20 protein-coding genes and 1 tRNA gene are annotated in these 17,430 nt (G+C 58.7%); 9 read left to right on the top strand and 12 right to left on the bottom strand.

What is annotated here, in order from left to right:
* Positions 1-4: 4 nt before the first annotated feature.
* The 3 genes from accC to ACR0DK_RS17475 all read right to left on the bottom strand — a co-directional run bounded on the left by accC (position 5) and on the right by ACR0DK_RS17475 (position 2,541).
* Positions 5-1,351, bottom strand: a complete 1,347-nt coding sequence (gene accC, locus ACR0DK_RS17465) for an acetyl-CoA carboxylase biotin carboxylase subunit (RefSeq protein WP_170397180.1) — start codon at positions 1,349-1,351, stop codon at positions 5-7.
* 9 nt (positions 1,352-1,360) lie between these two features.
* Complete coding sequence (gene accB / locus ACR0DK_RS17470) at positions 1,361-1,855, bottom strand: acetyl-CoA carboxylase biotin carboxyl carrier protein (protein WP_170564810.1); 495 nt, start codon at positions 1,853-1,855, stop codon at positions 1,361-1,363.
* Positions 1,856-2,004: 149 nt separating this feature from the next.
* Positions 2,005-2,541, bottom strand: coding sequence for a helix-turn-helix domain-containing protein (locus ACR0DK_RS17475; protein ID WP_170397176.1), 537 nt, complete (start codon positions 2,539-2,541; stop codon positions 2,005-2,007).
* 176 nt (positions 2,542-2,717) lie between these two features.
* Here ACR0DK_RS17475 and ACR0DK_RS17480 point away from each other — a divergent pair, with 176 nt between their 5' ends.
* The 5 genes from ACR0DK_RS17480 to ACR0DK_RS17500 all read left to right on the top strand — a co-directional run bounded on the left by ACR0DK_RS17480 (position 2,718) and on the right by ACR0DK_RS17500 (position 8,630).
* A complete protein-coding gene (locus tag ACR0DK_RS17480) occupies positions 2,718-4,013 on the top strand; it encodes a helix-turn-helix transcriptional regulator (RefSeq protein WP_170511509.1) in 1,296 nt (431 codons plus the stop codon).
* Between the two features lie 78 nt (positions 4,014-4,091).
* Entirely contained in the window at positions 4,092-4,472 is a 381-nt protein-coding gene (locus tag ACR0DK_RS17485; RefSeq protein WP_170511295.1) for a response regulator, read from the top strand.
* Complete coding sequence (locus ACR0DK_RS17490) at positions 4,469-4,789, top strand: hypothetical protein (protein ID WP_170397170.1); 321 nt, start codon at positions 4,469-4,471, stop codon at positions 4,787-4,789. Before ACR0DK_RS17485 ends, ACR0DK_RS17490 begins: the two co-directional genes overlap by 4 nt.
* Positions 4,777-7,458 (top strand): ATP-binding protein, encoded by a 2,682-nt coding sequence (locus ACR0DK_RS17495; protein WP_480737346.1) that lies wholly within the window; start codon positions 4,777-4,779, stop codon positions 7,456-7,458. The genes ACR0DK_RS17490 and ACR0DK_RS17495 overlap by 13 nt, the downstream gene beginning before the upstream one ends.
* A gap of 77 nt (positions 7,459-7,535) precedes the next feature.
* Positions 7,536-8,630, top strand: a complete 1,095-nt coding sequence (locus ACR0DK_RS17500; protein ID WP_480737348.1) for a FliM/FliN family flagellar motor C-terminal domain-containing protein — start codon at positions 7,536-7,538, stop codon at positions 8,628-8,630.
* 5 nt (positions 8,631-8,635) lie between these two features.
* Here ACR0DK_RS17500 and ACR0DK_RS17505 read toward each other — a convergent pair whose 3' ends face one another.
* The 4 genes from ACR0DK_RS17505 to ACR0DK_RS17520 are packed head-to-tail and all read right to left on the bottom strand — an operon-like array spanning position 8,636 to position 10,816.
* Positions 8,636-9,064, bottom strand: a complete 429-nt coding sequence (locus ACR0DK_RS17505; RefSeq protein ID WP_170397163.1) for a protein tyrosine phosphatase family protein — start codon at positions 9,062-9,064, stop codon at positions 8,636-8,638.
* A 9-nt stretch (positions 9,065-9,073) separates the two neighbouring features.
* Positions 9,074-9,505, bottom strand: a complete 432-nt coding sequence (locus ACR0DK_RS17510; RefSeq protein WP_170424184.1) for a DUF6691 family protein — start codon at positions 9,503-9,505, stop codon at positions 9,074-9,076.
* The gene (locus tag ACR0DK_RS17515; RefSeq protein WP_170511517.1) at positions 9,505-9,933 is read right to left on the bottom strand and encodes a YeeE/YedE family protein; all 429 of its coding nucleotides are present in this window, start codon (positions 9,931-9,933) and stop codon (positions 9,505-9,507) included. The genes ACR0DK_RS17510 and ACR0DK_RS17515 overlap by 1 nt, the downstream gene beginning before the upstream one ends.
* A 19-nt stretch (positions 9,934-9,952) precedes the next feature.
* Entirely contained in the window at positions 9,953-10,816 is an 864-nt protein-coding gene (locus ACR0DK_RS17520; RefSeq protein WP_170397158.1) for an MBL fold metallo-hydrolase, read from the bottom strand.
* Positions 10,817-11,058: 242 nt separating this feature from the next.
* Between ACR0DK_RS17520 and ACR0DK_RS17525 the strand changes: the two genes are divergently transcribed.
* A complete protein-coding gene (locus ACR0DK_RS17525; RefSeq protein ID WP_170397156.1) occupies positions 11,059-11,274 on the top strand; it encodes a hypothetical protein in 216 nt (71 codons plus the stop codon).
* Between the two features lie 9 nt (positions 11,275-11,283).
* On the opposite strand, the gene ACR0DK_RS17530 is transcribed toward ACR0DK_RS17525, so the two are convergent.
* Positions 11,284-11,502 carry a hypothetical protein gene (locus ACR0DK_RS17530; RefSeq protein WP_170397154.1) on the bottom strand — a complete coding sequence of 73 codons (219 nt, stop codon included), beginning with the start codon at positions 11,500-11,502 and terminating at the stop codon, positions 11,284-11,286.
* 147 nt (positions 11,503-11,649) lie between these two features.
* On the opposite strand from ACR0DK_RS17530, the gene ACR0DK_RS17535 reads away from it, so the two are divergent.
* Positions 11,650-11,916: a DUF2312 domain-containing protein gene (locus tag ACR0DK_RS17535; RefSeq protein ID WP_170397751.1), complete on the top strand. Its 267-nt coding sequence runs from the start codon at positions 11,650-11,652 to the stop codon at positions 11,914-11,916.
* 10 nt (positions 11,917-11,926) lie between these two features.
* Here the strand turns inward: ACR0DK_RS17535 and ACR0DK_RS17540 are convergent, their stop codons facing one another.
* Positions 11,927-12,802 carry a hypothetical protein gene (locus ACR0DK_RS17540; protein ID WP_480612840.1) on the bottom strand — a complete coding sequence of 292 codons (876 nt, stop codon included), beginning with the start codon at positions 12,800-12,802 and terminating at the stop codon, positions 11,927-11,929.
* Between the two features lie 179 nt (positions 12,803-12,981).
* On the opposite strand from ACR0DK_RS17540, the gene ACR0DK_RS17545 reads away from it, so the two are divergent.
* A tRNA-Thr gene (locus ACR0DK_RS17545) sits at positions 12,982-13,057 on the top strand.
* A 364-nt stretch (positions 13,058-13,421) separates the two neighbouring features.
* Complete coding sequence (locus tag ACR0DK_RS17550) at positions 13,422-13,664, top strand: glycine zipper 2TM domain-containing protein (RefSeq protein ID WP_170720688.1); 243 nt, start codon at positions 13,422-13,424, stop codon at positions 13,662-13,664.
* Between the two features lie 261 nt (positions 13,665-13,925).
* On the opposite strand, the gene ACR0DK_RS17555 is transcribed toward ACR0DK_RS17550, so the two are convergent.
* From ACR0DK_RS17555 to gatB, 3 genes are all read right to left on the bottom strand, one after another.
* Positions 13,926-14,372 (bottom strand): DUF4177 domain-containing protein, encoded by a 447-nt coding sequence (locus ACR0DK_RS17555; RefSeq protein ID WP_480737352.1) that lies wholly within the window; start codon positions 14,370-14,372, stop codon positions 13,926-13,928.
* Positions 14,373-14,470: 98 nt separating this feature from the next.
* Positions 14,471-15,709: a peptidase T gene (gene pepT, locus ACR0DK_RS17560; RefSeq protein ID WP_170424176.1), complete on the bottom strand. Its 1,239-nt coding sequence runs from the start codon at positions 15,707-15,709 to the stop codon at positions 14,471-14,473.
* A gap of 153 nt (positions 15,710-15,862) precedes the next feature.
* Positions 15,863-17,374, bottom strand: a complete 1,512-nt coding sequence (gatB, locus tag ACR0DK_RS17565) for an Asp-tRNA(Asn)/Glu-tRNA(Gln) amidotransferase subunit GatB (RefSeq protein ID WP_170511261.1) — start codon at positions 17,372-17,374, stop codon at positions 15,863-15,865.
* Between the last annotated feature and the right edge of the window lie 56 nt (positions 17,375-17,430).

The following is a 17,430-nucleotide window of genomic DNA, read 5'->3' on the forward strand; positions in this document are numbered from 1 at the left end:
CAGATTAGGCCATGTTCTCCGCAAGCCAGTGCTCCAGCCAGTGGATGTTGTACTCGCCGCTGTGCAGGTCAGGTTCCTGCAGCAGCGCGTGGAACAGCGGCACGGTGGTGTCGATACCGTCGACGATCAACTCGCCCAAAGCACGTTCCAGACGGGCCAAAGCTTCAGCCCGGTCACGGCCCTGAACGATCAGTTTGGCGATCAACGAGTCGTAATATGGCGGGATCGAATAGCCGTCATAGAGCGCGGAATCCATCCGCACGCCCAGACCACCTGGCGCGTGATAGGCCGTAATCTTGCCCGGGCAGGGCGAGAAGTTCGGCAGTTTTTCCGCGTTGATGCGAACCTCGATGGCGTGGCCATTGATCTCAAGATCGTCCTGACCGAACGACATGTCCTCACCAGCGGCGACGCGGATTTGTTCGCGCACCAGATCGACGCCGAAGATGCCTTCGGTCACGGGGTGTTCCACCTGTAGACGCGTGTTCATCTCGATGAAGTAGAACTCGCCGTTTTCATAGAGGAACTCGATGGTGCCTGCGCCGATATAGTTGATCTTGGCGACCGCATCGGCACAGATCTTACCGATCTTGGCGCGTTCTTCCGGCGTGATACTGGGGCCGGGGGCTTCTTCGAACACCTTCTGGTGGCGGCGCTGCAGCGAACAGTCGCGTTCGCCCAAATGCACTGCCTTTCCCTTGCCATCGCCGAAGACCTGAATCTCGATATGGCGCGGGGTTGTCAGATATTTCTCGATATAGACCTCGTCATTGCCAAAGGCGGCCTTGCCCTCGGCGCGTGCGGTCATGAAGGCGCTTTCCATCTCATCGGCGTTTTGTGCCACCTTCATGCCGCGACCGCCGCCACCGGCGGTTGCCTTGATGATGACGGGATAGCCGAACTCTTCACCAATGCGCTTGGCGTCGGCCAGCGTTGGCACACCGCCGTCAGAACCCGGAACGCAAGGTACACCCAGTTCCTTCATCGTGTCCTTGGCGGTGATCTTGTCACCCATGACACGAATATGTTCGGCGGTGGGTCCGATGAAGGTAATGCCGTGATCTTCGACGATCTGCACGAACTCGGCATTCTCGGACAGGAAGCCATAGCCGGGATGGATCGCCTGCGCGCCGGTGATTTCACAGGCCGAGATGATCGCGGGCACGGACAGATAGCTTTGCGGGCTGGGCGGGGGGCCGATGCAGACCGATTCGTCCGCCATGCGCACATGCATCGCATCGCTGTCGGCGGTGGAGTGCACGGCAACCGTCTTGATCCCCATCTCGCGCGCAGCACGGATCACACGCAGGGCGATCTCGCCTCGGTTGGCAATCAGGATTTTGTCGAACATGGGCCCGCCTTACTCAACGATGACCAGAGGCGTGCCGAATTCCACAGCATCACCATCGCCGACTAGAATGCGTTTGATGGTGCCCGACCTGGGTGCGTGGATGTGGTTCATTGTCTTCATGGCTTCGACAATCAATAGCGTGTCACCTTCCGAGACCGATGCACCGACCGAGATAAACGCAGGCGCGCCCGGTTCCGGTTGCATGTAAACCGTGCCTACCATGGGCGAGGTCACAGCGCCTGGATGGCTGGCGGGATCATCCACGGCAGCGGGCGCTTCGGCAGCGGCCGGCGCGGCAGCAGGTGCGGCAACCGGTGCAGCCGCAGGAACCGCAACCTGAACCGGAGCGGCCACGGTCTGCGACATGCGGCTGACACGGACATTCAGGCTGTCTTCCTCGCCATATTCGCGCTTGACCTGCAATTCGGTCAGGTCATTCTCGCGCAGCAGTTCGGCCAGTGCCTTGATAAACGCGACATCCGCTTCGTGTTTGGTATCTGTCATGAGTGTCCTCGAAGGTTCCCCTATGCCCGTCTGTTTGCTGCGGGCTTGGTTTGATTACGCAGGGTTATAAGCCATGCAGACGGCCATGAAAAGCGCCGTCTAAGCCTGCCAAATGGGGGTTTTTGCGCGAATTACGAGGGCTGTCGCGATTACAGCGGCGTTCCAGACAATTTTGCGACCAGTTCTGGTAGCTTGCGGGCTCCGTATTTTTCCAAAAGTCGGGCGCGATAGGCCTCGATCGTGCGGTAACTTAGCCCAAGTTCAACGCCAATTTCCTTCGCGGATAAACCCCGGCATGACAGGATGGCCACTTCGCGTTCGCGGGTTGTCAATTGCACCAAGGGGCGCTCTTCCGAGATGTCCGAAAAGCTCCATATCCCGTGCCGGAACGGATCGTCTGGCGTCAGCGAACGCCCCCGCGCGCGGCACCAGAACAGGTCACCGTCGCGTCGCCGCATCACCCGTTCGTCTGTGTAATAGCCTGTATCGCGCATCACCTGCAGACTACGCGCGCCGATCCGTTCCCAATCGGCGACCGAAGGATAAAGATGCAGCAGGGGCATGTTGCGATAGTCAACCTCATCCCCGCCAAAGGTCCGCGCAAATTGCAGATTGCACCGTCGGATGATCCGGTTCTCAAGCTCAACAAGGCCGATGGGGGCGTATTCAAAGGCGGGATCGCTCATGTTCTTATGGTGACGGGTATTGCGTCGAAAGAGAAGGGTGGGCGGCAGGAAAGGGTGGGTTTCTTTCTCTGGCCGTTGTCAAAGTTGTAAATCTTCTTTGAAAATTAGTCGGCAACAGATAATAATTACTTAGTTAATCTGAAAATGCAGCCGCAGTAGCCAAGGACATAAACGCCATGCGCGACACGCTGACCGGCAGCCGGATACGCGAAAGACGGCAAATCTCTGGGCTGCGACAGGCGGAACTGGCGCGGCAGGTGGGGATTTCGGCATCGTATCTGAACCTGATCGAGCACAACCGCCGCCGCATTGGGGGCAAACTGCTTGTCGATATCGCGGCGGCTTTGTCCGTCGAGCCGTCGCTGCTGACTCAAGGGATCGAAGAGACGCTCATCGCCGCTCTGCGCGAGGCAGCGGCGGATGCAGTCGGCCAAAAGGCCGAGGTGGACGGGCTGGAAGAATTCGCCGGCCGCTTTCCCGGTTGGTCGGGTGTTCTGGCGCAGATGCATCGCCGCGTAGTGTCGCTGGAGCGCACTGTCGAAGTTCTTTCCGACCGACTGACCCATGACCCGCATCTGGCGGCCTCAATGCACGAGGTGCTGTCGACCGCCGCCGCTATCCGCTCAACAGCTGCAATCTTGGCTGAACCGGGAGAGATCGAACCGGAATGGCGCGACCGGTTCCATCGCAACTTGCATCAGGATGCCGAACGACTGGCCGAAAGCTCCAAAGCGCTGGTGACCTATCTGGATGACAGTGACGGGCAGCGCGATCTGCGCGGTATCCCACTGGACGCGGTCGAGGCGTTTTTTGCCGAGCAAGGATATCATTTCCCGGAACTCGAAGACGGTGGGCAATTGACCGAAGTGCCGCTGGATGGGCTCGATTCCGCTGCGGCCAACACTGTGGCCTCGGGGTTGCTGGACCTTTATGCCGCCGACGCGCGCGCTATGCCGCTGGATCAGGTGTGTGCCGCGCTGGATGCAGCAAACCCCGATCCGCTGGCGTTGGCGACGGTGTTTTCAGTGGATCTTGCTACGGTATTGCGACGGTTGGCCTTTCTGCCTGAAGGCACGCTGGCGCGTCCGGCTGGCTTGGTGATTTGCGACGCCTCCGGCAGCGTTCTGTTTTTTAAACCCGCGCCGGGGTTTGCTCTGCCGCGCCATGGCGAGGCCTGTCCGCTCTGGCCCTTGTTCACCGCCTTGAATCGGCCCTTGGTCCCGATCCGGAAACGGGTCGTTCAGCTTGGTCGAACCGCTGCCGAGTTTGAGTGTTTTGCAATCGCAACCCCTCAGCCAGCTAAGGAATTCGGGGCCGAGCCGGTCTACCGATCGGTCATGCTGGTGCTGCCGGTCGAAGACACGGTGCAGCCTGCGGAAAACGCGGCGCAAGCCGGAGCCAGTTGTCGGATATGCCCGAAACGCGAATGCAGCGCGCGGCGCGAGCCATCGATCCTGAGCGAAGGGTTTTGACAGTTTCGTGACGCAGCGCTTAATCTGGGCTGGACGGGTGGCCGGACGTGCAATCCGTCATGGGGAGGATATGCAAATATGAGCCGCAAGGTTCTGTTGATCGAGGATGAGCCCAACATCACCGAGGCGATCCGGTTTCTGCTGACACGCGAGGGGTGGCAGGTTGAAACCCATGCCGAGGGAACGGATGCGGTGCAGGTGATTCTGTCCGCGCGGCCCAATCTGGTGATTCTGGATGTGATGTTGCCGGGAAAAAGCGGGATGGATGTACTGCGCGATCTGCGCGAACATGATGAAATGAAGGCGTTGCCGGTTTTGATGCTGACCGCGCGCGGGCAATCCCGCGATCGTGAAATGGCCGAGCAGGCAGGGGTCAGCCGATTCATGACCAAGCCGTTTTCGAATACCGAAGTCCTGACAGCGGTGCGCGACCTGCATGCGCAGGCGTCTCAGTTATGAGCTCCGCGGGCGACGGCAAAGATCGGCCCTCGCCAGTTCGTCCGTCCCTGTTTCTGGAACGGCAAAGCTATCGTCGGCGCAGGCTGGCGGATGCAGCGCGGCTGCTGCCTTTTCTGGGTGCCGCAATGCTCGCGCTGCCGCTTCTATGGCCGGATGACAGCGCAGGCGCCGAGGCTCTGTCGCTGTCGACGGCCATGTTCTACATCTTTGCGTGCTGGGGTGTTCTGATCCTGATCAGCGTGATCTTCGGCTTCGTCGCCAAACGCATGACCGCGCGCGAGACTGCCGAGCCCGAGGCCGAGACATGGCAACCCTGAATGTCCTGATTCTGGTCTGTCTGGGCTATGTGGTTCTTCTGTTCGGCGTCGCCTTCGCAGCGGACAGGCTGGCTGCGCGTGGCGGCGGGAAATGGTTGCGTTCCCCGCTGATCTACACCCTGTCACTGTCGATCTATTGCACTGCATGGACGTTTTATGGCGCGGTTGGCAACGCCGCGCGTTCTGGGCTTGAATTCGTAACCATCTATCTGGGTCCTACACTGGTGATGATCAGTTGGTGGTGGGGCCTGCGCAAACTCGTGCGCATCGGACGCAGCCAGCGCGTGACGTCGATCGCTGACCTGATCTCGTCACGATACGGCAAGTCCAACACACTGGCGGTCTGCGTGACCATCCTGGCGGTGTTGGGCGGCACGCCTTATATCGCGCTGCAATTGCAGTCGATCACGCTGTCCTTTTCGATCTTTGCCGAGGCCGATCCCTCAGGTCTCTATCGCGAAGGCTCTAGCGTGTTCTGGGTCGCGGCGGGCTTGGCCGTCTTCGCGATCCTCTTCGGGACGCGCAATCTGGATGCCAATGAGCGCCACCACGGCGTTGTTACCGCTATTGCGTTGGAATCTGTGGTGAAACTCTTCGCCCTTCTGGCCGTTGGCATCTTTGTTGTCTGGAGCGTCGCTGGCGGCTTGGGGCCGATGATGGATCAGATCGATGCCTCGGAAATTGGCCAATGGCATGTGGATGCCGGGCGCTGGACCACTTTCATTTTCCTTTCGGCGGCGGCCTTTGTCTGCTTGCCGCGGATGTTTCAGGTCATGGTGGTCGAGAATGACGATGAGAGCCACCTGCGCACCGCCGCCTGGGCCTTTCCGCTCTACCTGCTGCTGATGAGCTTGTTTGTCGTGCCCATCGCCGTCGTTGGGTTGGACCTGATGCCCGAAGGCTCGAACCCCGACCTGTTTGTGCTGACCGTGCCGCTGTCGCAGGGCAATGACTGGTTGGCGATGCTGTCGTTCATCGGCGGGTTTTCCTCGGCCACATCAATGGTGATCGTTACCGCGATGGCGCTGTCAACCATGGTCTCGAACCATGTGGTCATGCCGATCTGGCTGAATACGCAGGAAGGCACCGCGTCGGTCTCTGGTGATGTGCGAACAGTCGTGCTGATGGCGCGGCGCGTCTCGATCGCGGCGATCATGGCGTTGGGCTATTTCTACTTCCAGCTTTCGGGGGGCGGGGCTGCCCTGACCTCGATCGGACTGGTGGCCTTTGCCGGGATTTCCCAGATTCTGCCCGCACTGGTGGGCGGCCTGTTCTGGCGCGGAGCGACCCGAACTGGCGCGTTGGTCGGGCTCAGCGTCGGGTTCTTTCTCTGGATTTACACCCTGCTGCTGCCTGGCATGGGTGGCGGCATTGTCCCGGCATCGGTGATTGAAAACGGACCCTTCGGCTGGGGCTGGCTCCGCCCGCAGGCGTTGTTCGGGATCGAAGGGATCGACCCGATGGTGCATACGGTCATGTGGTCGCTGTCGCTGAATACAATCGCCTTCTGCGTCGCCTCGATGCTCAGCTTCCCCAGCCCGCTGGAACGCCTTCAGGGTGCGCAATTCGTAAATGTATTTGACCATTCGGTTTCAGCCCGTGGCTGGACCGGTTCGGTGGCGCAAAGCGAAGACCTGATGATCATGACCCAGCGGATTCTGGGCACTATTCCCGCGCAAGAGTTCTTTCAAGCCGAAGCCGAGCGCCAGAATGGCCGCCCCGGGCGTCTGCCTGAACCCACACCACAGTTTCTGGAACGGCTGGAACGTGAACTCAGCGGCTCGGTGGGGGCCGCAACCGCCCATGCGATGATCGGCCAGATCGTCGGTGGGGCGTCTGTTTCGGTCGAAGACTTGCTGGCCGTGGCCGACGAATCCGCGCAGATGCTGGAATATTCCAGTCAGCTTGAGGCGAAGTCGGCTGAGCTTAGCCGTACAGCGCGGCAATTGCGCGAGGCGAATGCCAAGCTTACGCAAGTCTCGAAACAGAAAGACGCGTTTCTTAGCCAGGTCAGCCACGAATTGCGCACGCCCATGACCTCGATTCGGGCGTTTTCTGAAATTATGCGCGACACCGATGGCCTCAGCGCCGAGGAACAAATCCGTTATGCTGCGATCATACATGATGAATCGCTGCGTCTGACCCGGCTACTGGATGATCTGCTCGACCTTAGCGTGCTGGAAAGCGGCCAGGTTAGCCTGAACATGGGCGAAGCCACCCTAAGCGAAGTTCTGGACCGCGCCGTTTCAAGCGCGCTGGCGGGCAGTGATCGTAAGATTGGCGTACGGCGGGTGCGCGCAAGTGAACGTATCCCGCTGCACACGGATCTCGACCGGCTGGGGCAGGTGTTCATCAACCTGATTTCCAACGCCCAGAAATATTGCGACGCCATTGAACCGGTGCTGACCATCTCGGCCCATGATGTCGGCGGGCAAGTGGTAATCGATTTCATCGACAACGGTGGTGGTATCCCGGCCGAGGCGCAATCGATGGTATTCGAAAAATTTGCCCGCGTCGGCTCGGACAAGGCAGGCGGGGCAGGGTTGGGGCTGGCGATCTGCCGAGAGATTATGCAGCGCCTGGGCGGCGAAGTTGCCTATCTGCCGGGGCAGGGAGGGGCGGCCTTCCGCGTCAGCCTTCCGCTGGCTTTTCGTCAGGCCGCGCAATGAGGGCGTCATAAAGACATTCGTAACCTCCGCCGGGTTAGACAAATTGTCATCGCATCGACAAACGGCGGAACGGGGCCATGACCACATCAGCACTGGCACGAAAGCTTTCAGCGGGGCAATGCGGTGCCGACACGCCCCGCTCGGTCCTGCGCGCCTTGCGGCTGGGGTTGGCACGCGCCTCCGGCGAAAGCATGGGGCTGGCGCTGTCGGTCATCGGGGCAAAGCAGGCCGTACGTGCGCAGGAAGATATAGCCGAGCGGCTGAATGAGGGGTGGTTGATGCTGCTGTTTACCTCGGATCAGGGCGGCCTGGCTGCGGCCTGTCTGGACCCGGGTTGCGTCTCTGCCATCGTCCAGCAGCAAACGATTGCCATGGTCACCTCTGACCCACCACCCGAGCGTGCGTTTACCGACACCGACGCTGCCATGGTCGCCCCTCTGATCGAGGATATGCTGAGCCGGGCGCTGAAACTGGTTGAGTCCCCGGCAGACATGGCCAGCCTGTCCGGGTATGAGTTCACCTCACGCGCCGAAGGTCGGCGCGCACTGAACCTGGCGCTGGTGGATGAGGTCTATCGCATGTTTGATCTGACGGTCGAACTTGCCGGTGGTCCGCGTCAGGGCGAGGTCAGTATCCTGCTGCCCGAACGCCCGCTCTCGGATCAGGAACAGGTTGCGGATATCACCCAATCGGGGGTGAATCTGGATCAGGCATCCGGGGTAATTCGGGCTGAGCTGAACACCGTGATCTGCCGCCTGTCTTTGCCGCTGACAGCGCTTTCGGGATTGTCCGTCGGGGATGTCCTGTCGCTGCAGGGCGCGCGGGTGGATCGGGTTGAAGTTCTGTCAATCGATCGTGCCCGAACCGCCATCGGACGTCTGGGACAGTGCGGCGGAATGCGTGCGGTACGGATCAACGAACAAGGCCCTCCTACTGCGTTGCCCGCCAAGGACTGCGCCGGATTTCTGGCCAGCAAATCAAGCTCGACGCCCTCGGCCCCGGATGACGAGATGTCGTCCCCGCTTGATGACGATATTGTAGCGCATGATCTGACGACCGAGGATTCCCTCCTGGAACCCGACGACTTGTTGCCTGCCAGTTCCGAACAGCGTGTCACGGAAATCTCGCACCTCGCCGGTCTGCCAGCGCCCGAAGGCAATGGCCGCGACTAGGAGGCTTATCCGCGCCCTCGCAGCTGTTCCAATGCCGGGCGCAACCCGTCGAGCGCATAGCCTGCTTTTCCGGTCGCATCGAGGATTTCATCCGTGCTTAGCCGATCGCACTGTCCCAGCGCCCAGACCACCGAACATCGTGTGCCAGAGGCGCAATAGGCCAGAACCGGCCCGCTGCAGCTTTCGGCCAGATCGCGTTGCAGCGCCACGTTTTCCGGTGTCATCGTCTGGTGTGTCAACTCCAGAACCTCATATTCCATCCCGGCCTCGCGAACGGCTTGACCGATGGCGTCTGACTGCTGATCCGGCGGAACTTCGGTATTGGGACGGTTGCAGATCACCTTGACGAAACCGGCTTCGGCAATGGCTGGCACGTCCTCCACCGAGATCTGAGGTGAGACGGCGTAGCGGGGGGTTATCGGTCGAATCTCCATGGCAATTGCTTAGGCTGCGTCGGCGATCCTGTCCAGTTGCGCACCCAGCTTTGGTGCCGCAAACATGCCTGCGATCATCGCAATCAGGAACACAATCCCGCCAACGCCCCCATATCCAAGCGAGGCCATCGCCGGACCCGGGCACAAACCCGCCAATCCCCAACCGACGCCGAACAGGACCGACCCGACGATCAGACGGCGATCCAGTTCAACACGGGGCGGGGCGGGGAACTGTCCGCCCACAACAGGGACCCTGTTCCGTGTCAATCGCCACGCCACCAGCATCGGCAGGATCGCCCCGCCCATGACAAAGGCGAGCGTCGGGTCCCAATTGCCGAACACATCCAGCCACCCCTGCACCTTGGTGGTGTCGGTCATGCCTGAGATCAAAAGCCCGATGCCGAACAGCGATCCGGCGAGAAAAGCAAACACTGCGCGCATTAGATCACCCCCAAAGCATGGCGAAACAGCGCAACCGTCAGGCCACCTGCAAGAATGTAGAACACCGTTGCGACGATCCCGCGCAACGAGAAGCGAGAAATCCCACAAACGCCGTGACCCGACGTGCAGCCATTGGCGATCCGTGTTCCAGCCCCCACCAGCAGCCCAGCAAGGATCACGATCGCCAGATCCGGGGTCAAATGGGTCTCGGCCTGCGGCGCAATCAATGGGCGCAGCAATAAGGGCATCCCGATCAAGCCAGCGACGAAAGCCAGGCGTTCCGTTAATACGCTCCGGTCGCTGCGTTCCAACAGCCCGCCCAATATGCCGCTCGCCCCCATGATCCGCCCATTACACAGCAGATAAACGCTGGCACCCAGCCCGATCAGCAGACCACCAGCCAGACCCGAAATCCATTCGATATTCATTGTCTCGTCTGCCCTAGTATCAAAGCTTATTGACTGGGATTTTCATGAAAACGTCGCCCTGCTCATCCGCTGGTGGCATCTGACCGGCCCGCATATTGACCTGCAGCGAGGGCAAAATCAGGCGCGGCATCGCAAGGGTTGCATCCCGCGCATCGCGCATCTCGACAAATTCTTCGACGCTGCGGCCCTGACCGATATGAACGTTCAGCGCCTTCTGTTCGCCAACTGTGGTCTCCCACGCGTATTCATCGCGACCAGGCGCTTTGTAATCATGGCCTACAAAAATCCGCGTCTCGTCGGGCAGAGACAGGATTTTCTGGATCGAGGCATATAAGTCCGCCGATGACCCGCCGGGAAAATCGCATCGGGCAGTTCCGAAATCCGGCATGAACAGCGTATCGCCCACAAAGGCCGCATCGCCGATCACATAGGTCATGCAGGCTGGCGTATGGCCTGGCGTGTGCAAAACGTCCCCGCGCATCTGGCCGATGTGAAAGCTGGACCCTTCGGCAAACAGTGCATCGAACTGGCTGCCATCACGCTGAAACTCGGTGCCTTCGTTGAAGACCTTGCCGAACGTGTCCTGAACGACCACGATATTCTCGCCAATCCCGATCTGACCACCCAGCTTTTCCTGTAGGTAAGGGGCTGCTGACAGGTGGTCGGCATGGACATGGCTTTCCAGAATCCATTCCACCTTCAGTCCCTGTGCCGTCACATAGTCGACAATCTGGTCGGCCGAGCTGGTGTCGGTCCGCCCCGAGGCGTGATCGAAATCCAATACACTGTCGATGATGGCGCAGGCCTGCCCCTGAGGTTCCTGCACAACGTAAGAGACGGTGAAGGTCTGCGGGTCGAAAAAAGCTTTCACACTTGGCGTCATGGGTTCCTCCGTTCAGCTTGCATACATATAACAATAGTGGAATATGTTTAAAGCCCCTAATCACGAGTTGATGTCTGTCAAAGCAATCTCCGCAATTTGAGCGTATGCTTTAGGCGACCATGGACATATTGACGGTTTTTTGCCTGAATAGGCAAGAATTCGCGATGTTTTGTTCCGGTCTCGTGCTCGTCTTAAACTCGTTACCTATATCAGGCAAATTGGCACCATATGGGAGGAAGGAAATGACTGCTCAGGATCTTTTTACCGAAGCGGAACGGCTTGAACAAAAGCTGAATGGTGCGTGTCTTGAGACCCGGCTAGAGCTTCAGCCACATGTCAGCATGGTTCTGGATAAAATGCGCGCGCAGGGGGTTCATATCCCATCGCGCTTACGTCGGCTGGATGCTGCGCTATGCGAAGACGTGCTTGAGGCGCGGTTCGACAATATGCCGATCTGATCGATCTGGTTATCCCAGCGAAATGCCCAGGATAACCATCATCAGCCCAAGTACCGACAGGAAAAGCGACGCCAGATTCCAAGGCAGAACACCCTGAACTGCAGCGCGCAACTCGTCATCCGTCAGGTTGGCTTTGCGCGCTTTCATCACTTGCAGGATGCACCAGACCAGACCGACCAGCCCGGCCACAGACAGGGCGGCCCCGCCCCAGACGATAATGTCGAACATGGTTGTTTACGCTCACCCTTTGAATCCGTGACCGCGCTTATCGGATCGGCGCAGGTCAGACAAGCCCACCGTGCAGAATGCACGCTTGCGGTCGGGTCGGTGCCGATGTATCCGGCACCTTATTTTCAGCCCTTGGGAGAGACGCAGATGGAAGACATCACCGAAGATCAGGCCGCAGCCAACTACCGAGTGACCGCAGGCGAGCTGCGCCAGTTCGTCGAACGGTTCGAGCGTCTTGAGGCCGAAAAGAAAGATATCGCTGACCAGCAGAAAGAGGTCATGGCCGAGGCCAAGGCTCGCGGCTACGACACCAAGGTCATGCGCAAGGTCGTCGCTCTTCGCAAGCGCGACAAGGACGACATCGCCGAGGAAGAGGCGGTACTGGAAATGTACAAGGAAGCGCTGGGCATGTAGCGCCAGCCGCTTACGGGTTCAGAAAACGTATATCTGGCATGGTCTGCAGCCGTGCCAGATCCTGCTCATAAAGCTCGGTAAAGGCGGTAACGATATCTTCGTTCCAGCCAGGCAGCTCCACCTCTTCTTCGATTTCATCCGTCAGCGCATGCTGCTGAAACATCTGCGCCAGCCTGCCCCTGAGCACGGGATCATTGGGGGCCGCTTGATGCTCTAACAAGCTCTGAATCTCCTGTTTGCCCATGTCTGAGACAAGTGAGGACAGCAGAGCGTATTCCTGTTCCAGCGGCGTGTCCTCGGGTAGCCCTACAAGTGCGCGCGCGATGTCGCCGCAGATCAGCGGCGAATCCTCGTTGCTCCACAAAGTGATTTTGACATCTGGTGCTAGGTCGCGAATGTCTTCGATCATGGCAAGCCAACTCAGGCAACTCAGATCGGTGGTGGCAATGATATGCTCGCGCTCAGGCGCCGACAGCAGCATCAGCACCTTGGGAATAAAGCTGCCGGGATTACGTAGCCCCACGAATAGCTCAACCGTCGAATCGCTGAACAGATTATCCAGATAGGCCAACCTTTGACCGGCATTCGCGTAAAATTGCCCATCCATGATGATGGAAGGCCGTTCCCCCAGGTAAAGCGCGCTCGACAAGATCGCCCGGTCGACCTGCTGCCCATTGGGGAACAGTTTATGAAATCGCGCCAGTGTATCCTGATGTGATGGCCGGTCGGCAGAGGGTTTCAGCGCAGGTCGAAAGATCTTTCTGAACGGACGAAGCCCCCAGAAGGCAGTATGATTTCCCGCAACCAGATCCGCATTCGCCTGCAGTAGATTGAGCAGGTGATCATGGTCGGTAAAGTGCGCTCCGGCTTGGATGACCATCTGCATATCGGAATTGTCCTCACCTCGGTCGGGATCGCCGCTTGGGTTACAACCTGTCCCCGGTGCAGTCAAATTCGGATGAGGCCTGATATTACTGTTATCCTAAGGCAAACCAGCACAAAGTTAAGATGACCCGAAATTTCGGGCTTGCAGTCGCTGTTCCGAGATATTAATCGACACCCAGTGCCCCTATAGCTCAGCTGGTAGAGCAACTGATTTGTAATCAGTAGGTCCGCGGTTCGAGTCCGTGTGGGGGCACCATCTCTTCAGATATCTATGTATATTTGCTCGATCTGGCTCGCGACCTATGTGGTCTTGGGGGCAAATATAGGGGAACAGAAGATTCAGTAGTCGTGCTTTATTGCGCCTCAAATCTTACTGTGATGCTCCGCGCTCATCGCCCGTTTTCTACAATTAGTACGCGGCCGTCCAATGTCGAGGTTTACCAGAAACTCGGCGCCCGCAACCATCGGAAACCAGCAAATATCGCATTAAGCGGTCGACCCTTAGTCTTCTTTATTAAGTTTTGATTAATCTCGAATCAAATAGACGCTGATATCTTGTACGCTAGAGGCGCCAGAGCCACCTACTCAGATAACTATTTGGTATTTGAGAGGCAATCGAGATGAACAAAGCACTGATAACCTGTGCGCTTGCGACCTCACTGCTCTTGGCGGCATGCGGGGCTCCGACGACGCCAACTCAAGCGCAAGTACAGCATGACGCTCGCTGCGCTGCGGGAATCCTTGGTGGCGCTGCCCTTGGGGGAGTGGTTGGAAATCGGTTCGGCGGTGGTACAGGCAAGACACTCGCGACTGCAGCGGGTGCAGGCGTTGGGATGTATGCAGGCCAATCAGCGTGCAATTAACAACCTTGCAATAAACCCTCTTACCCCACCCTCGTTTTTGGCTCCGCAAATATTGGCTTCGCAGGTCATGTAGTTGCCCTGTCTGGTGGTTGCGCGCCTAGCTTCCCAGATGTGCCAAATTCATGGTCAGCTGGCTCAGCAGCAAAACCCTTACTGCGTCGTTTCTCGCCTCTGGGGTAACTGACAAAGCATGACTGTTATGGGGCAGGGTATAAGTGCCTTGCCCCTTCACGCGGTATCCTTCGATCGATTGTTATCTAATCACGGCTCGGCTGGGCGCGCGTGCTCGGGGCGCTCTTCGTCGTCCGCCACTTCGTCCGAAGGTTTCAAAGACAAGGGCGGGTCCTCGGGCTCTTCCGAGATTGGGGCAGGGGCGGCAGGTGTTTTGACCAAAACCTCTTCGGGTCCCGGGACTGCGCGCGCAGTTGGGGCGGCGTCCTCATCGACGGGTTCGGGCTGTTCAGGTTTTTCCAACGCCAGAGCCCGGCGGAATACCAGCACATTGCGCCAGTTGGTGGTGGATCCGGTCAGCCCCGAGCGTTCTTCGCTGGGCAGCAATTCGGCGCGCTGATATTCCCAGCCGTCCTGTCCCATCTGGTTCAGCAGTTGCTCGATCGAGGTGGCAAACCGGCCTTCGGGCGTTTTCACGCCTTTCGCCTTGGTGCCCTTTTGCGGAGCGGGGACAACTTTGTATTCGTAGCGCTGCATCAACTGGTCCTGATTGCCGTGTCGGGGCAAATTAACATTTTGACAGGCGGGCGAAAGCCAAGATCACGCATTGGCGAATTTCAGCCCGCACTGTTGCTTTAGCCTCGCGCTGCCTTGCTGACCAGCGACAGGCACGTTTCGGTTGCGACCGCCATGTCCTGAACCGAAATCCATTCCAACGGGCCGTGTATGCATTGCATGCCTGTGAAGATATTAGGTGTCGGTGTGCCAAATTCGGTCAGGCGCGAGCCGTCGGTGCCACCCCGGATCGGCACCGAGACCGGCTCGATCCCTTGTTCACGGCAGGCCTCGCGGGCCAGATCAACCGGCGTCATGTCATTTTCCAGCCAATAGCGCATGTTGCGATACTGATGGGAGATGTCGCAGGTGATGGTCGCACGCGGCTCGGTGGCCTGTACGGCGGCGCAGACTTGTCGGACGATCTCGCGCTGGGCTTCCAACGCATCCATCTCGAAATCGCGCAGGATCAGTTTTATCTCCATCTCGGACGAGCCGCCGTTCATATCGGTGACATGGATGAATCCCTGGCGCCCATCCGTCACCTCGGGCGTCATCGTTGCCTGAGGTAGGGTCTGCACGATCTTTGCAGCCAGATGTGCCGCGTTTACCATTTTGTCTTTGGCTAGCCCGGGGTGGATCGACACGCCGGTGATCTTGATTACCGCGCGGTCGGCCGAGAAGCTTTCGTATTCGATTTCACCCAGTTCCTGCCCGTCCAGCGTATAGGCGAAATCCGCGCCCAGATCTTTGGGCAGCTGTTCGGTAACACCGCGCCCGATCTCTTCATCCGGGGTAAAGGCGATGCGAATCGGACCGTGCGGCACGTCCTTGTTCTCAAGCAGGTGTCGCGCCATCGTCATCAGGATCGAAACGCCCGCTTTGTCATCGGCCCCCAGCAGAGTTGTTCCCGACGCAGTGATCAAATCATGCCCGATCTTTTCGGCCAGATAAGGGTGCTCTTCAGGCGACAGCACTAGCTCGGGATCATCAGGGAAAGTAATCTCGCCGCCATTATACCCTTTGATCACCCGAGGCTTCACGCCGGTTGCATTGAACTGAGGCGCGGTGTCGACATGCGCCAGAAACCCGATGGTCGGTCCTTCGGCCGTACCGGGGATGGTTGCCACTACGACGCTGTCACCAGTCATCTCAACATCCTGCGCACCGATTTCGGTAAGCTCTTGCTTCAGCAGGTTCAGCATGTCGAACTGGATTTCGGTGCTGGGGGTCGATGGCGAGGTCTCATCGCTCTGGCTGTCGATGGCGGCATAGCGCACCAGCCGGGTTTCCAGTTCCTGATCGAAACGATTTTTCATTGATGCTCACCTCTCTGACTTGGCGAGATGAGAATGCGCATTCGGGCAGGGAGTCAAGCCGATGGATTGCCCGATTTAAGCGCTCTGAAATTAAGTTTTCGTTATGTACAAGTCGAATAAACCCCTGTCCGGGGTTTGTACAACTCGGAAGATTTACGAACCCAGCTTTTTGCTGACCAGTTCGTTAACGGCCTTCGGGTTGGCCTTGCCGCCGGTGGCCTTCATCACCTGTCCGACGAACCATCCGGCCAGTTTTGGGTTCACCTTGGCCTTCTCAACCTGTGCCGGATTGGCCGAGATGATCTCGTCCAAAGCGGCCTCGATCGCGCCGGTATCTGTCACCTGTTTCATGCCGCGGTCTTCAACGATCTGCGCCGGGTCACCGCCTTCGGTATAGACGATTTCAAACAGATCCTTGGCGATCTTGCCCGAGATGGCATCCGACGAAATCAGATCAATGATACCCGCCAACTGAGCCGGAGACACCGGAGACTCGGTGATGTCGTGGTCTTCTTTTTTCAGGCGACCAAACAGTTCGTTGATGACCCAGTTCGCGGCCAGCTTGCCGCTGCGCCCCTTGGCGACCTCTTCGAAATAAGCAGCCGATTCCACCTCGGCGGTCAGCACCGATGCGTCATAGTCGGTCAGGCCGAACGCACTGATAAAACGAGCTTTTTTATCGTCTGGCAGCTCGGGCAGATTGGCGGCGATGTCATCCACCCATGCCTGTTCGATCTCCAGCGGCAGCAGGTCAGGGTCGGGGAAGTAGCGATAATCATGCGCCTCTTCCTTGGACCGCATCGAGCGTGTCTCGCCCTTGTCCGGGTCGTACAGACGGGTTTCCTGATCAACCGTGCCGCCGCCTTCAACGATGGCAATCTGACGGCGGGCTTCGACCTCGATCGCTTGCTGGATAAAGCGCATTGAGTTCATGTTCTTGATCTCGCAGCGCGTGCCCAGATGCGAAAAGTCCTGTGTTTCCTGATACTTCTCGTAAGCACCCGGCAAACAGATCGAAACGTTTACGTCCGCCCGCAGGTTGCCGTTCTGCATGTTGCCGTCGCAGGTGCCTAAGTAACGCATGATCTGACGCAGCTTGGCGATATATGCCGCGGCCTCTTCCGGCCCGCGAATATCGGGGCGCGAAACGATCTCCATCAGGCAGACGCCGGTCCGGTTCAGGTCGACAAAGGACATATGCGGATCCATGTCGTGGATCGATTTGCCCGCGTCTTGCTCCATGTGGATGCGTTCGATGCGGACCATGCGCGCGGTGCCGTCACCCATCTCGACCAGAACTTCTCCTTCACCTACAATAGGCTGATAAAGCTGGGAAATCTGGTAGCCCTGCGGCAGGTCGGGATAGAAATAGTTCTTGCGGTCAAAGGCCGATTTCAGGTTGATATCCGCTTTCAGACCCAGCCCGGTGCGCACGGCCTGTTCAACGCAATACTCGTTGATCACCGGCAGCATCCCCGGCATTGCGGCGTCCACGAAGGCCACGTTCGAATTCGGCTCGGCCCCGAATTGGGTTGATGCACCCGAGAACAGCTTGGCATTGGATGAGACCTGAGCGTGCACCTCCATCCCGATCACCAGTTCCCAATCGTGCTTGGCCCCGGCAATGGTTTTGGGTTTGGGCATTTCGTATGTCAGGTCGAGCATGGCGCGCCTCATTTCCGCAGAAGTCTAAGCCTGCGTATTAGGCCCGGCGCGCCAAA

The sequence above is a fragment of the Ruegeria sp. CE6 genome, from assembly GCF_056537485.1.